We start from the raw sequence: 13,754 nt of genomic DNA, 5'->3' as shown, positions 1-13,754 counted from the left end.
GGCGATGAATTTAGTATACTCAAATATGGGGAAATTAATTTACGCCTAAAAACTCTTTTCTATTCTTTCTAACTGTTTGAGGTGGTGTTTTAAATGAATTTCAATAAATCTTAGCCATTGCCGGGCATTTAAGTAGCCTAGGCGCGGGTGTTTTGTTTTACAATCGGCTTTTGCATGGGCAATTGCAGGGTAATTATCATCAAGCCCTTTTTCAAACTCTAAAATAAAATCGAGCGCTTCTGTTTTGCTGATTTTTTTTACCCTTTCGGCCAGTCTTTTCGGAACTTTATACTTTTTTGATGGTGGTAAGCTACCTAAAACCAAAATCAGTTTTACAATAAAATGCGTGGCTTTGTTTTCGCCTTTACCACTTGCCGCACGTTCGAGTGCAATTAAGGAGAGCAGGCTTGAATCGAAAATATGCGAATATACTTCACTATAGCTCCAGCCATCAATGGGTGGCGTGGTTTGAAAAATATCCTCATCATAGTGAGATAATTTCGATTTATAGGCATCGACAATTTTATGTATCGATGCCTTTATTTTTGCAGCCGTCATTCAATAAAGATAAGCCGATTTACTGCTTCTCCAAATATTTTAAGAAGTCGTCCTTATTAGATGAAAAAACAAAAATATCAGATAAGCTAAAATAGTTCTGTGGGTCGGCAACGGTTTTGTAAAGATTCTTGGCTACTTTCAAACGTTCGTCATCAAAGGCGAAGGATTTTAAAAGCAACCTGGCCTGAGCGCTTAACAGTGAGGCATTTTTACTCACTACATTGATCATTCTTGTTCTGCCATCATCAAAACTTTCTTTTTTGTATTGGTTTAAAAAAGTCTGAAAAGCCTCATCAGAGAGTAATCTATAATTGAAATCAGATTGTGGTTGAACCGGTGGAACAATACCGGTATTATAGTCTCCGGTATAACCGTCAAAATCGTTTAGGGCATATTGCCTGTTGCGATAGATATTTAGCTGTTTTAAAGTAATCAACCTTTTATCTTCAAAACTTAGTACCAGTCTTTGTTGTGGAATAACCTTAATTCTCTGTTTTAGCACGACGGTATTGCCCTGAATAATAGATAACATGGGTGCTGAATTGTATACATTATAAAAACGGAACCTGCCATTGGCTGACCCAACCAGTTCTTCATCTAAATATACATTATACTTGCCTGGGTTAACGATTTGCAGAAATACTTCGGCAGCACTGCGGTTGTTTTGAGCGAAAGTTAGGGTAGCAAAAAGCATTGCCAATCCTAAAAAGATGGTTTTTTTCATCATAATAAAGATTTCATTTGTGTGTGTATTCAACTATTGCCAAACAAATGCCAAAATGAAACAAAAAAGGAGTAAGGCTAAAAAAGTTTTAATAATTCTTCCAGGTGAACGATTTCCCTTTTAACATCTTCGGGCTTTTTTTTCTGTAAAGGATTAAAAAATATAGCCTCCATACCAAAGTTTAATGCACCATAAATATCGGCTTCGAGGCTATCGCCAATCATAATACTTTCTGCTTTTAAAGCTTTGGCCTTATCCAGCGCATATTCGAAAATAATAGGATTGGGTTTGTTTACACCCACATCTTCTGAGATAATTACATTTTCGAAATATGGATTAAGATTCGAAAGGTTCATTTTGGTTAAAGTTGTTTCCTTAAAGCCGTTAGAAATAATATGCAGGGTATATTTTTGCTGCAGATAACCCAAAACATTTTCAGCCCCTTCGAACAAATTGGTTTTAGTGGGTGAAATATTAACATAATCATCTTCAAACTGATGAGGTACCGCATCGGGATGAACACCCAGTTGAATAAACGTTTTGTTGAACCGCTCCGATCTTAAAAAATCTTTGGTGATTTTTCCTAAATGGTAATCGGCCCATAACTGATGGTTATTTTCGGTATATGTGGTGATAAAATCGGTACATGATTTTAAACCCAGCTCATCTAATTTATAGGTTTGGTAGAGCTCATTTAACGTTTCTTCGGCATTACGGTCAAAATCCCAGATGGTGTGGTCGAGATCGAAGAAAATGTGCTTTTTCATGAGTGATGATTTTCACAAAGGTAGCCTAATGATTCTTTGATTTATAGATAATCGGCAACTTTTGCGTTTAACTCTTCAATAAGTTCCTGATCCATGTATTGATAGTCATCTGGAATATGGAGTGTAATTATTTCCTTTTCACCGGTTTCTTCGGGAAAACGTTCTATGATCCTTTGCTTATGCTTTTTCTCCATCACAAAAATGAGATCTGACCAGATTATCAATTTTGCATTGATTTTAATTCTGGCCGAGGGCGCTGTTCCTGCTGATCTGACCTCGTGTTCAGGATGGTTTTTATAGATGTTTTCGGCAGTGGCGCTACGCCATTTATTTCTACTGCATATAAAGAGGATGTTCACTTAATTGTTTTATAAGGAGGTTTAGCTTTGGACTAAAGACTCTTGACTAAGGACTCTAGACTAAGGACTAAAAATTAAACTTTCTCTCCGTATGCCAGATCACCGGCATCGCCAAGCCCCGGCACGATGTAAGATTTACTGGTCATTTCTTCATCAATGGCACCAAGCCAAAGTTTTGCTTTAGGCAGATTAGCGCGCACATGGGCAACACCTTCTGTACTGGCTATTGCGGCAACAATATGAAGTTCTGCAACTTTATAACGGTTGATCAGTTCTTTACAGCACATTACCATGCTTTGTCCGGTAGCCAACATGGGGTCAGCCATAATTAATACCTTACCTTCCAAATCCGGTGTAGAAATGTAATCCATTTGAATCACAAAATCTCCACTCTTTTTTACTTTGCGATAGGCTGAAATGAAACAGCAATCGGCTTTGTCGAAGATGTTAAGCAAACCTTGTTGAAGCGGTAAGCCTGCCCGGAGTATCGTAGCCAAAACAGGCTGCTGAGTTAAAACTTCGCAAGGTGATACACCTAATGGGGTTACAATTTCTTTGGTGGTATATTGAAGTGATTTGCTGATCTCGTAGGCAAAAAACTCCCCAAGCCTTTCCATGTTTTTGCGGAAACGCATCGAATCTTTCTGGATGTTCTCATCCCGAAGTTCGGCAATAAAGGTATTGGCGATAGTTTTCGTCTTGCTTACATCAAAAATCATCATATTTGTTTTCCGGTATCTTAATGATTTATCCCAGCGGGAGATTTAATCACTAAATTTAATCATTTTAAGCCGAATAATTTAAACTAAAATCAATTTCCGGCGTAATTCAGCATTTCTCCAAACAGCGATTTTAATTTTTTGTATTTAGCGTTTGCCGACAGGCTTTTTAGGTTCCAGCTGCTATAAAAGGTACCGTTTACCACTTTCACTGCATCGATATACTGGCGCACTGTTTTTACCGCTGCTTCGTGTGTTAAAAATTGAAGAATATGATCGGTGAGGCAATAAGAATTAACGATTAAGGGGGTCACTTTTTCAAGCTGAAGATCGTACCAGCTAAATGGTGTACAGGTGCCGGCCCTAAAGCCCAATACATTGCTGTAGCCCATAGAATAATCGGAAGTAATGCCAGAATTGAGAATGTTTAAATAACAGATGGGGAATTTTAAAACTTCCAGTTGCTGACTGCTTACCGGAACGGGGTTTGGATGAATTTTTTTGAGCTTGACCAAGCCTTCCTTAATCTCGAACATTTTTTCCTTATCGCTTGCGCAAGGTCTTAATAATCCAACTGATTGGCCGCTAAGTGTTTTTGAAATACCATTGATCTTAATGTAATTGATGGGTACATCAGGGAAATCGACAAAATAAAGGGGGGTACTCTTTTTTAAAGAAAATAGCTGGTTCACCTCAGCTAAAACCTGTTCATTGTTAATGCCTATTCCTGTTAGCCTGTCAAATTTCGAACTCAAATAATTGTTTTCTTTTTTAAAGAGCGCACTGAAAATAAATTTGGTTCTATTTAATAATCCCTCAGGTAAGTTGGGCAATATATTGAAATGTATGGTTGGTTGGTGTTGAAATTTCTTTTCATGGAACTTAAAATGCGGATGTTTTTTTTTGATCAGACTTTTAATGATCAATGCCCATTCATCAATAACCGGTTTATCTAAAATCTTCCATTTGTGCTGGTAGCTTTTTGATGGCTTAAAATCTTCTTCGTTTTTTTTGGGATAAAAATATTCCTCATAACGGCTTAATATAAAAAAAGAGGCTGCAAAAACATCGAAAGGTAAGGCCGATTGAGCAACCGGAAATGGAGCCTGATATTCGCCAAAAGTTATCGTTTTGGGTTTAATTTCTTCTAATTTGTTGGAAAAGAGTAAAGCGGTGCTTTTAAAAAAAAGTTCTTCGCCTAAAGGCTCCTCGCCATAACTGATTTTGACGTGGTTGCTTTCTAGAAAATATTGGCTATTGCCCGTAAATTCTAATTCTGCTTTAAGAATATCTTTAAAAATAAAGTTAAAGATATATTTTATCCGAGGCGTTAATATGTTGGAGAAGATGATTAGATGCATAACTTATTTTAACAACACGGTATTTAAAAAAAGATTACAAGAAATATTTCTCAGCAGATATTAACTTCAATAATATTGCTTCTAAAATTAACGGTAATTTAACATTGAACCGTTATCTAATACAAAAATTACAATTAAAAGTTTGCGGTGAACTTTTTTTCAGGGTAAAGGATTTTGGTGCTTTTACGGATAGTGCCTTTTACAATATGTACAATGCTCATCTGATCGTCAAACATATCGTATAAAATAGAATTACTCACCTCAACCGATTTTATTGACGAAATTTTCTCCACTTCAAGATAAATATTAGTAGCCTCGTGGTCGATCTCAAATCCGATGTAATTCATCGCGACAGCTTTACCATTGGCCTTTAGCTGTAAATGTGCAAGCAGGTATTTTTTTACCAGTTCGTCCATCGCGCTCTTCATATTCGGATTGCTCAGATCGGTTTTTTGTTTATATAATTTGGCTAATATGGCCTCAAAGTCGTCTGAAAAGATTTTACAGCTTACTTCTAAAGTTTTATCCTTTGCATTAAAGTTTACTTCAGTTGTGCTTACATGCAAGGGATGTTTTATTCCTGCGCCGACAGCAAAAAAAGCAACACACAAAAGCAAAAGGCTATATTTTAATTTACGCATTAACATATTTAAATCTTTCCTTAAAAAAGTTAAGGCAGCAAAGTTAACAGATAATCATCTACTTGTTAAATGTAATTAAGGTGTTGTGCCCGCATTGTTCTAAATGTAAGTGCCTGAAATTTAAGCTGGCGAATATTTTACTGAGTTTTTTGTGGGATGGATGAACATGGGTAAGCTTAATATTAAAATTTTCATTGAGCCAATAACTCGTTTGAATGGCTAATTTTCTAAAACCCGATTCTTTTGCCAGTTCTTCTTTGTGATATTTCTCATTGTTAACCACTATAAAACCGTAGCCATTTTTTTTGATTAAATTGTAGATACATTTTGCAAACCGGTAATCATTGATACAGTAATACCAACATATGCGATTAAAGATTATATCGAACTTGCCCTGGGCTTCCTCCAAGTAACCCAACGAAAAATTAATAACCATATTTTCTTCCTTAGCTTTAGCTTTTGCTATGGTTAAGTAATTCCGGCTGATGTCGTGCCAGGTCACTTTTGCTCCCCTCCTGGCAAATTCAATACTGTATTGCCCCGGACCGGCACCAAGATCGAGTAAAGTTTTGTCTTCGAAATCGCCCAGATGGGTTTTTATAGCATCAATTATTCTGTTGTCGATTTTTTGGTATTCATTTGCTGCATATTTTTCTGCAAAAGCTTTTGGAACCGGATCGAAACCTTTCTCAGGTTTTTGTAAATAATATTTAAGCCAAAGCATAGTGTTGAATAAAAGACCAATAGTTTTACCAAGTTACCGCATTGGCCAGGTATATTAAACAACAATTTTGTTTACAACTGTAAACCCAGTTATTTACGACAAAACTTCATCAAAAAGCATTAAATGAGTTAAAAGTTGGTAACAAATTTGGTATTTAGGGTTTTTTTGAAGGATATTTCGGGTTTTTGTAATTAAAAATATAATTTTAGCTATTGTAAACTATTTCATTCTCAATAGTTAGCTTATTATTCATGCCGCTACAGGATTTTATCTTTTATTTTAAATTGGGTTGGGCGCACATTATCAGTGCCGATGCTTTAGATCATCAGCTGTTTGTGTTAGCCCTGGTTGCTATTTACAGTTATGTCAATCTAAAACAAGTACTCATACTGGTTACAGCCTTTACCATTGGCCATTCATTTACCTTACTTTTAAGTGTATTGGATATCATCAGGTTTGATAGTAAATGGGTAGAATTCTTAATTCCCTGTACCATTGTCATTACTGCGATCAGCAATTTGTTTAGAAAGAATTTTTCTTTAAAATCAATTAAAATCAATTACTTCCTGGCACTGGGCTTTGGACTTATTCACGGCATGGGCTTTGCCAACTCCATCCGGATAATGCTGGCCAAAGATCAGAACATTGGCTGGGGGCTATTTGGTTTTAATGTAGGTTTAGAGGCCGGACAGATTTTTATGGTGATTATCATCTTACTGATTACCTTTTTAATTTTTAACTATACCCGCATCAAACGTATGAGCTGGGTTTTATTTATATCAGCAGCCGTATTTAGCCTGGCTTTAAAAATGGCTTTAGAACGAATTCCTTTTTAATAAACCGTATAATGAATAAACTATTTACTTTAACCGGCCTGCTATTCTTTTCTGCTAGTGTAGCTATGGCTCAAAATACCCAGAATAACCCGGGGAGTAACCATGGGAATAAATTTGAGCAGTTAGGCACCATTTTACCAACACCTAATGAACAACGTACCGCCAGCGGAGCGCCAGGAGTTAAATACTGGCAGCAACGTGCCGATTACAACATCAAATGTGAGCTGGATGAAAAAAATCTGTTGTTAACCGGATCTGAAACGATTACCTATACCAACAATTCTCCCGATCCTTTAACTTATATCTGGTTGCAGCTTGATGAAAACGAGCATAGCACAGATAGAAATGCCAATTATCAGGATGCGACTAAAATGCCTGCCACCGGAACGACTAAAAACTTAGATCAGTTAAGTGCAACAGGAAACAACGGTTATGGAATAAATATTACCAAATTAACCGATGCAACCGGTAAAAACCTACCATATACGGTTAACAAAACCATGATGAGGGTTGATTTACCTGTAGCGCTGAGAAGTGGGCAAAAATTTATCTTCAACATCGATTGGAACTATAAAATTTCTGACCGGATGAGTGTAGGTGGCCGTGGAGGCTACGAGTTTTTTCCGACGGATGGAAATTACCTGTTTACCATGACGCAGTGGTACCCACGTTTATGTGTATACAGCGATTTTCAGGGATGGCAGAACCATCAGTTTACAGGTAGAGGCGAGTTTGCCTTAACCTTTGGCGATTTTAAAGTTCAAATGACAGTTCCGGCCGATCACCTCGTGGGATCAACAGGAGAGTGTATCAATTATAGTGCTGTTTTAAATCCTACACAATTAAGCAGGTATAATTCGGCCAAAACTGCAGCAGCACCTGTAGAAATTCAAACTTTGGCTGAAGCTAAAGCAGCAGAAACCAAAAAATCTACCGCTAAAAAAACCTGGGTTTTTAATGCGAATAATGTCCGCGATTTTGCCTGGACATCTTCCCGCAAGTTTATCTGGGATGCCATGCCTCAAAAAATTCAGGCCAATAACAATACTGTGATGTGTATGAGTTTTTATGGAAAAGAAGCATACAATCTGTACAGCAAGTTTTCTACCCGCGCGGTGGCACATACCATTAAAACCTACTCAGATTTTACTATCCCTTATCCTTATCCGGTTGCACAAAGTATCGAGGCCGCAAACGGAATGGAATACCCGATGATCTGTTTTAACTACGGCCGTACAGATACCGACGGAACATACAGCGAAAGCACTAAAAATGGCATGTTAGGTGTAATTATTCACGAGGTGGGGCACAACTTCTTCCCAATGATTGTCAATAGTGATGAGCGCCAGTGGACCTGGATGGATGAAGGATTAAACTCTTTTGTGGAGTATTTAACCGAAGAGCTTTGGGACAACAAATTTCCAAGTAAAAAAGGGCCGGCGTATACCATTGTTGATTATATGAAATTACCAAAGGATGAGCTGGAACCAATTATGACCAACTCTGAAAATATTACCCGTTTCGGCCCGAATGCCTATTCTAAACCTGCTACTGGTTTAAATATACTTCGCGAAACCATCATGGGAAGAGAACTTTTCGATTATGCATTTAAAGAATACTCGAGAAGATGGGCCTTTAAACACCCTGAACCTGCTGATCTTTTCCGTACGATGGAAGATGCCAGTGGTGAAGATTTAGACTGGTTTTGGAGAGGTTGGTTTTATGGAACCGATCCATGCGACATATCATTAGATAGCGTGAAATTTGCGAAAGCCGATTTTCCTAAAGATTTACCGGAAGCCAAATCGAAAATGGTTAAAATTGATAAACCTGCGGTTAATGCCTTTGAGGATATTTCGAAAATCAGGAACCGTGAGGATAAGAAAATTAATTTTTATGTAGATAAAACACCTGCAGCACAAGATTTCTATTATAAATATGATAGGGGAATGGTTGCTGTTGATACCACTGTAGCTGTTAAAACAGAAACCGCTGCAACACAGGAAGCTGTTCCTTCAGCAGAACAGGACAAATATGGCGATAAATTTCTTTACGAACTGAGCTTTAGCAATAAAGGAGGTTTAGTAATGCCGGTAATTGTTGAGTTTACCTATAAAGACGGAACAAAAGAAATAGACCGTATTCCGGCGCAGATTTGGAGACATAATGAATTGAAAACAGCTAAATTTTATGTTAAGAATAAAGAAGTAGCCTCTATTTTAATCGATCCATTGCGTGAAACTGCAGACATTGATACCTCAAATAACAGCTGGGGTGGTAAGGCAAAAGAAAGCAAGTTTAAAGTATATAAAACCAAAGCTGGCGGAGCAGTAAGAGGGCAATCGGTTGGTAAAAACCCAATGCAGGCTGCTGCGGGTAAATAATCATGTCGCCATCCTAAGCGACCGCAGTGGAGAGATCTTTTAATATAGCTCAAAGATCTCTCCACTCCGCTTTGCTCCGGTCGAGATGACGCCGATTTTAGAATCTGTCAATCGTAGCTTGTCGAAAGGATTGAGAAATCCCCGTTGAATTTTTTCAATGGGGATTTTTATTGAGGTGTAATACTAAGAATCAACCTAGTAAATCAAAAGTTAAACTTTCGATTTACTAGGTTGGTATGTCTTTAATCTATCTGAAAGGCTATTTGGGTATTGAAGGTTATAAATTCCTGAAAGGAATAAATTTCTTATTACGCCAACTTTTCTGACTTTCTCCTGTTTTACACTTTGCAGCCTAAACCGTATATTTCCTCCCAGCCGTTTATGTTTTTATAAGCGGAGGAGAGAACATTAAAATTGATTTAAAGATCAATTTTAACTAAGTTTGATTACCCATGAAATTTAAAATCACCTCAGAATATCAACCTACCGGAGATCAGCCCAACGCTATAAAACAATTGGTAGATGGCGTAAATGCCAATGAACATTATCAGACTTTATTAGGGGTTACCGGATCGGGAAAAACATTTACGGTAGCCAATGTGATTGAGCAGACGCAAAAACCTACCCTGATTTTGAGTCATAATAAAACTTTGGCGGCCCAGCTTTATGGTGAGTTCAAAAATTTCTTCCCTGAAAACTCGGTGAATTATTTTGTTTCTTATTACGATTATTATCAGCCCGAAGCTTTTATTGCATCGAGCAATACTTATATCGAAAAAGACCTGAGCATAAACGAGGAGATTGAAAAACTGCGGTTACGTACTACCTCCTCATTAATGAGTGGCAGACGGGATATCATCGTGGTATCGTCCATTTCCTGTATTTATGGTATGGGTAATCCCGAAGATTTTTCGCGCATGGTTTTCCGTTTTGGCGTGGGTTTACGGATTTCGAGGAATGCCTTTTTGCATAGCTTGGTGGAGATTTTATATTCCAGAACCACAACAGACTTTAAACGCGGAACCTTTAGGGTTAAAGGCGATACCGTTGATATTTTTCCAGCCTATCTTGACCATGCTTACCGCATTTCTTTTTTCGGTGATGACATTGAAGAACTGTCTTCAATTGATCCGGTTTCCGGAAAAACCATCGAGAAATTAGAAGATATGGCCATTTATCCTGCCAATCTTTTCGTTACACCTAAAGATAGGTTCAATTCTTCGATCTGGGGAATACAGGAAGAGCTGGAAATCCGCAAAAACCAGTTAATTGCAGACCGGCATTTGCTGGAAGCAAAACGTTTGGAAGAACGTACCAACTTCGATATCGAAATGATGAAGGAATTGGGTTATTGTTCTGGAATCGAAAACTACTCACGTTTCTTTGATGGAAGGCAACCCGGTATGCGTCCTTTCTGTTTGTTGGATTATTTCCCGGAAGATTATTTAATGGTGATCGATGAAAGCCATGTTACCGTTCCGCAGATCAGGGCCATGTATGGTGGAGATAGATCGAGGAAATTATCTTTGGTGGAGTATGGTTTCCGTTTGCCAGCGGCACTTGATAATAGACCTTTAAACTTTAACGAGTTTGAAGCCCTTGCGCCACAAACCATCTATGTAAGTGCAACTCCGGCCGAATATGAATTGGAAAAATCAGAAGGGGTAGTAGTAGAACAGGTAATCAGACCTACAGGTTTGTTAGATCCTGTTATTGAGATCAGACCTGCTATTAATCAGGTTGACGATCTTTTAGATGAGATAGACATTACCATAAAAGATGGCGGACGTATTCTGGTTACCACATTAACCAAACGTATGGCTGAAGAACTGACAAAATACCTCGATCGCTTAAATATCAAAACCAGGTACATCCATTCTGAAATTAAAACCCTCGAACGTGTAGAAATTCTTCGTGGTTTACGTTTAGGAGAATTCGATGTTTTAGTGGGGATTAACTTACTACGTGAAGGACTAGATTTACCGGAAGTTACCCTGGTGGCTATTTTAGATGCCGATAAAGAAGGTTTCTTGCGCTCGGAGAAATCGCTCATCCAAACCATTGGCCGTGCAGCCCGGAACGATAAAGGCCGTGTAATTATGTATGCTGATGGCATTACAGATAGTATGGAGAAAACAATATCAGAAACGAACAGACGTAGAGATATACAGATTGCCTACAATCTCGAAAATGGTATTACCCCAAAAACAGTTGGAAAATCAAGAGAAGCCATTTTAGAGCAAACTTCAGTGCTCGATTTCTCGCAAAAAGCAAGTGATAACAAAGCAAGGGCCTATGTCGAAAATGCAGAAATCAGTATTGCTGCGGATCCGATTGTACAGTATATGGGTAAAGCGGAACTACAAAGGGCAATTGATACTACCCGTAAGGATATGCAGAAAGCAGCAAAAGATATGGACTTTTTGCAGGCCGCAAAATTGCGTGATGAAATGTTTGCCCTGGAGAAAATGTTCAACGAAAAATTCGGTAAGTAACGATTTGGTTTTAAAGATTGATTTTTAGATAATTTGACTTAGAATTGCAATTCAATAAGTTATCTAAAAATCATCAAATGAAATCTCTAAAACTAGTCACGCTGATCGTACTCGGCGCCCTGGGACTTAAAAGTTATGCCCAAAATGCGACAACAATATCCCTCCCACTTGCAGGCAATGCTTACAGTTCCTTACATGAAGATGCTGAAAGAACCTTGTCCAACAGAGGAATTGTTAACTGGTCTAATCCGAAAGAATATTTTACAGCTTATTTTAGGGTTTCCAAGCCTGGTACAGTAACGGTATCGCTAAGCGACAAACCGGTTTTAGATGGGCAATCGGTGGTAGAATTTGCCATTAACAACCAAGCCAAAAAGGTAAGTTTTGATGAAACCAAGCCTTTTGACGGTAAGATTGGCGAATGGAGTATTAAAGACACAGGTTACGTAGCCTTAACCATTAAAGGAATAAGCAAAAGTGCCGGCAAATTTCCCTCGATACAGACTTTATCCATCGGCGGTACAGCTATTGAAGGCAAAACCGCTTACGTTAAAAACAACGAAGGCAACTTTTTTCATTGGGGCAGACGTGGGCCATCGGTTCACCTGAACTATCAGCAACCAGAAAACGTAAATGCAGAGTGGTATTACAATGAGGTAACCGTACCAAAAGGAGAAGATATTTTAGGTTCTTACTTTATGGCAAATGGATTTGGCGAGGGTTATTTCGGTATGCAGGTAAATAGTCCAACAGAACGACACATCTTGTTTTCAGTATGGAGCCCTTTCAGTACTGACGACCCTAAAAGCATCCCCGAATCACACAAGATTAGAATGCTAAAGAAAGGCGAAGGTGTACACACAGGAGAGTTTGGGAATGAAGGCGCTGGAGGACAGAGCTACCTGAATTATATGTGGAAAGCAGGAAACACCTATAAATTTTTATTGCATGGCTTACCCGGAAAAGACAGCCTAACCACTTATACAGCTTATTTCTTCGCTCCTGAAACCAACAAATGGCAATTAATAGCCAGTTTTACCAGGCCACAAACTAAAACTTATTTAAAACGCTTCCATTCCTTTTTAGAAAACTTCTCACCTGTACAGGGCGACCTGTCGCGTAAAGTTTTATTTGATAACCAATGGATCTGCGATGATAAAGGAACCTGGACTGAATTAAAATCTGCCCGCTTTACGACAGACAATACCGGAGCAAAAGGATACCGGATGGATTATCAGGGCGGGTTAGATAAAGGCGCCTTCTATTTGAAGAACGGTGGCTTTTTTAACGACTATACCACACCAAGAAAAATCTTTACCAGAAGCACCGCCGGTAAAAAACCTGAAATAGATTTCAGTAAATTACCTTAACACTGAAAATAATTATGGAATTTTGAAGCTTTAATTATTATCATATTACAGCAGAATGGACGGGCAAAACAGAAAAGACATTTATCCAGGATTAGAAGTCGGGATTATTTTGAAGAAAGATCAGCGATCGGGAAACATCACCTATGGTGTAGTGAAAGATCTGCTTACTTCATCCGCATTTCACTCCAGAGGGATAAAAGTGAGGCTCGAAGATGGTCAGGTAGGCCGTGTAGCTGAAATTATTGAAGATTAAATGGGAGGTTATTAAAACCTTTGCAAGCTTATTTGCGTATTATATTTGTAATCAAAATGCAATTAAAGGCTAAATAAGTAACAAAATAAATTTTATGACGTCTATATTTGTAACAACAGTAATTTAAAGAATGGCATTAGTAAAATTCATTTTCATCGCAATATTGGTACTTTGGCTGATCAGAATGTTGATTAGGTTAATTCTGCCAATGCTGTTTAATAACCTGGCCAGCAAAATGCAAAGTCAGGCAACAGGACAGCAACAACAAAGAAGGTCAAAACCTGAAGGCTCTATTTCGATAGATTATATGCCTCCAAAGCCTGATCAAAGTAAAACAGATAAACTCGGCGACTTCGTAGATTACGAAGAAGTGAAATAAAAAGAACCCTGAACTTGTTTCAGGGTTTTTTGTTTTATATAAGGCGGTATCATATTTTAATTCAACCGAATTTTTCACATTATGCCTGTCTAAATGCCTTATAAGATATTTAAAGCGGATCCTTCGACAAGCTCAGGATGACAATTCTATATTTGGGATACAGACTCTTTTTTGTTTGAATTCA

14 protein-coding genes are annotated in these 13,754 nt (G+C 38.0%); 6 read left to right on the top strand and 8 right to left on the bottom strand.

What is annotated here, in order from left to right; translation table 11 throughout:
• Positions 1 to 45 precede the first annotated feature (45 nt).
• From AC04QZ_RS08860 to AC04QZ_RS08825, 8 genes are all read right to left on the bottom strand, one after another.
• On the bottom strand, positions 46 to 558 hold the full coding sequence (locus tag AC04QZ_RS08860) for a DinB family protein (RefSeq protein WP_478357473.1): 513 nt from the start codon (positions 556 to 558) through the stop codon (positions 46 to 48).
• A 19-nt stretch (positions 559 to 577) separates the two neighbouring features.
• Positions 578 to 1,285 carry a DUF4476 domain-containing protein gene (locus AC04QZ_RS08855; protein ID WP_478357472.1) on the bottom strand — a complete coding sequence of 236 codons (708 nt, stop codon included), beginning with the start codon at positions 1,283 to 1,285 and terminating at the stop codon, positions 578 to 580.
• 74 nt (positions 1,286 to 1,359) lie between these two features.
• Positions 1,360 to 2,049 (bottom strand): YjjG family noncanonical pyrimidine nucleotidase, encoded by a 690-nt coding sequence (locus tag AC04QZ_RS08850; protein ID WP_478357471.1) that lies wholly within the window; start codon positions 2,047 to 2,049, stop codon positions 1,360 to 1,362.
• Between the two features lie 41 nt (positions 2,050 to 2,090).
• Positions 2,091 to 2,408 carry a low molecular weight protein tyrosine phosphatase family protein gene (locus AC04QZ_RS08845; protein WP_478357470.1) on the bottom strand — a complete coding sequence of 106 codons (318 nt, stop codon included), beginning with the start codon at positions 2,406 to 2,408 and terminating at the stop codon, positions 2,091 to 2,093.
• Between the two features lie 74 nt (positions 2,409 to 2,482).
• On the bottom strand, positions 2,483 to 3,127 hold the full coding sequence (gene upp, locus AC04QZ_RS08840) for a uracil phosphoribosyltransferase (RefSeq protein WP_478358347.1): 645 nt from the start codon (positions 3,125 to 3,127) through the stop codon (positions 2,483 to 2,485).
• A 92-nt stretch (positions 3,128 to 3,219) separates the two neighbouring features.
• Complete coding sequence (locus AC04QZ_RS08835; protein WP_478357469.1) at positions 3,220 to 4,488, bottom strand: DUF7033 domain-containing protein; 1,269 nt, start codon at positions 4,486 to 4,488, stop codon at positions 3,220 to 3,222.
• 134 nt (positions 4,489 to 4,622) lie between these two features.
• Positions 4,623 to 5,129, bottom strand: coding sequence for a DUF6702 family protein (locus tag AC04QZ_RS08830; protein ID WP_145954283.1), 507 nt, complete (start codon positions 5,127 to 5,129; stop codon positions 4,623 to 4,625).
• Between the two features lie 58 nt (positions 5,130 to 5,187).
• Complete coding sequence (locus AC04QZ_RS08825) at positions 5,188 to 5,853, bottom strand: class I SAM-dependent methyltransferase (protein ID WP_478357468.1); 666 nt, start codon at positions 5,851 to 5,853, stop codon at positions 5,188 to 5,190.
• A 251-nt stretch (positions 5,854 to 6,104) separates the two neighbouring features.
• Here AC04QZ_RS08825 and AC04QZ_RS08820 point away from each other — a divergent pair, with 251 nt between their 5' ends.
• From AC04QZ_RS08820 to AC04QZ_RS08795, 6 genes are all read left to right on the top strand, one after another.
• A complete protein-coding gene (locus AC04QZ_RS08820; protein WP_086548161.1) occupies positions 6,105 to 6,689 on the top strand; it encodes a HupE/UreJ family protein in 585 nt (194 codons plus the stop codon).
• 11 nt (positions 6,690 to 6,700) lie between these two features.
• Positions 6,701 to 9,073, top strand: a complete 2,373-nt coding sequence (locus AC04QZ_RS08815) for a M1 family metallopeptidase (RefSeq protein ID WP_478357467.1) — start codon at positions 6,701 to 6,703, stop codon at positions 9,071 to 9,073.
• A gap of 452 nt (positions 9,074 to 9,525) precedes the next feature.
• Complete coding sequence (uvrB, locus tag AC04QZ_RS08810; protein ID WP_086548159.1) at positions 9,526 to 11,568, top strand: excinuclease ABC subunit UvrB; 2,043 nt, start codon at positions 9,526 to 9,528, stop codon at positions 11,566 to 11,568.
• Between the two features lie 77 nt (positions 11,569 to 11,645).
• Positions 11,646 to 12,938, top strand: a complete 1,293-nt coding sequence (locus AC04QZ_RS08805; protein ID WP_478357466.1) for a DUF3472 domain-containing protein — start codon at positions 11,646 to 11,648, stop codon at positions 12,936 to 12,938.
• A gap of 55 nt (positions 12,939 to 12,993) precedes the next feature.
• Positions 12,994 to 13,191 (top strand): YwbE family protein, encoded by a 198-nt coding sequence (locus tag AC04QZ_RS08800; RefSeq protein ID WP_086548157.1) that lies wholly within the window; start codon positions 12,994 to 12,996, stop codon positions 13,189 to 13,191.
• Between the two features lie 130 nt (positions 13,192 to 13,321).
• A complete protein-coding gene (locus AC04QZ_RS08795) occupies positions 13,322 to 13,570 on the top strand; it encodes a DUF4834 family protein (protein ID WP_086548156.1) in 249 nt (82 codons plus the stop codon).
• Positions 13,571 to 13,754 lie beyond the last annotated feature (184 nt).

The sequence above is a fragment of the Pedobacter folensis genome (genome assembly GCF_056490665.1).
The sequence above is the reverse complement of the archived record's forward strand: the minus strand, read 5'-3'. Positions and strand labels throughout refer to the sequence as shown.

Excerpts from the sequence above, each read along its gene's own strand:
- AC04QZ_RS08860 (WP_478357473.1), bottom strand. The coding sequence starts at position 558 with ATGACGGCTGCAAAAATAAAGGCATCGATACATAAAATTGTCGATGCC.
- AC04QZ_RS08855 (WP_478357472.1), bottom strand. The coding sequence starts at position 1,285 with ATGATGAAAAAAACCATCTTTTTAGGATTGGCAATGCTTTTTGCTACC.
- AC04QZ_RS08850 (WP_478357471.1), bottom strand. The coding sequence starts at position 2,049 with ATGAAAAAGCACATTTTCTTCGATCTCGACCACACCATCTGGGATTTT.
- upp (WP_478358347.1), bottom strand. The coding sequence starts at position 3,127 with ATGATTTTTGATGTAAGCAAGACGAAAACTATCGCCAATACCTTTATT.
- AC04QZ_RS08835 (WP_478357469.1), bottom strand. The coding sequence starts at position 4,488 with ATGCATCTAATCATCTTCTCCAACATATTAACGCCTCGGATAAAATAT.
- AC04QZ_RS08830 (WP_145954283.1), bottom strand. The coding sequence starts at position 5,129 with ATGCGTAAATTAAAATATAGCCTTTTGCTTTTGTGTGTTGCTTTTTTT.
- AC04QZ_RS08825 (WP_478357468.1), bottom strand. The coding sequence starts at position 5,853 with ATGCTTTGGCTTAAATATTATTTACAAAAACCTGAGAAAGGTTTCGAT.
- AC04QZ_RS08820 (WP_086548161.1), top strand. The coding sequence starts at position 6,105 with ATGCCGCTACAGGATTTTATCTTTTATTTTAAATTGGGTTGGGCGCAC.
- AC04QZ_RS08815 (WP_478357467.1), top strand. The coding sequence starts at position 6,701 with ATGAATAAACTATTTACTTTAACCGGCCTGCTATTCTTTTCTGCTAGT.
- uvrB (WP_086548159.1), top strand. The coding sequence starts at position 9,526 with ATGAAATTTAAAATCACCTCAGAATATCAACCTACCGGAGATCAGCCC.
- AC04QZ_RS08805 (WP_478357466.1), top strand. The coding sequence starts at position 11,646 with ATGAAATCTCTAAAACTAGTCACGCTGATCGTACTCGGCGCCCTGGGA.
- AC04QZ_RS08800 (WP_086548157.1), top strand. The coding sequence starts at position 12,994 with ATGGACGGGCAAAACAGAAAAGACATTTATCCAGGATTAGAAGTCGGG.
- AC04QZ_RS08795 (WP_086548156.1), top strand. The coding sequence starts at position 13,322 with ATGGCATTAGTAAAATTCATTTTCATCGCAATATTGGTACTTTGGCTG.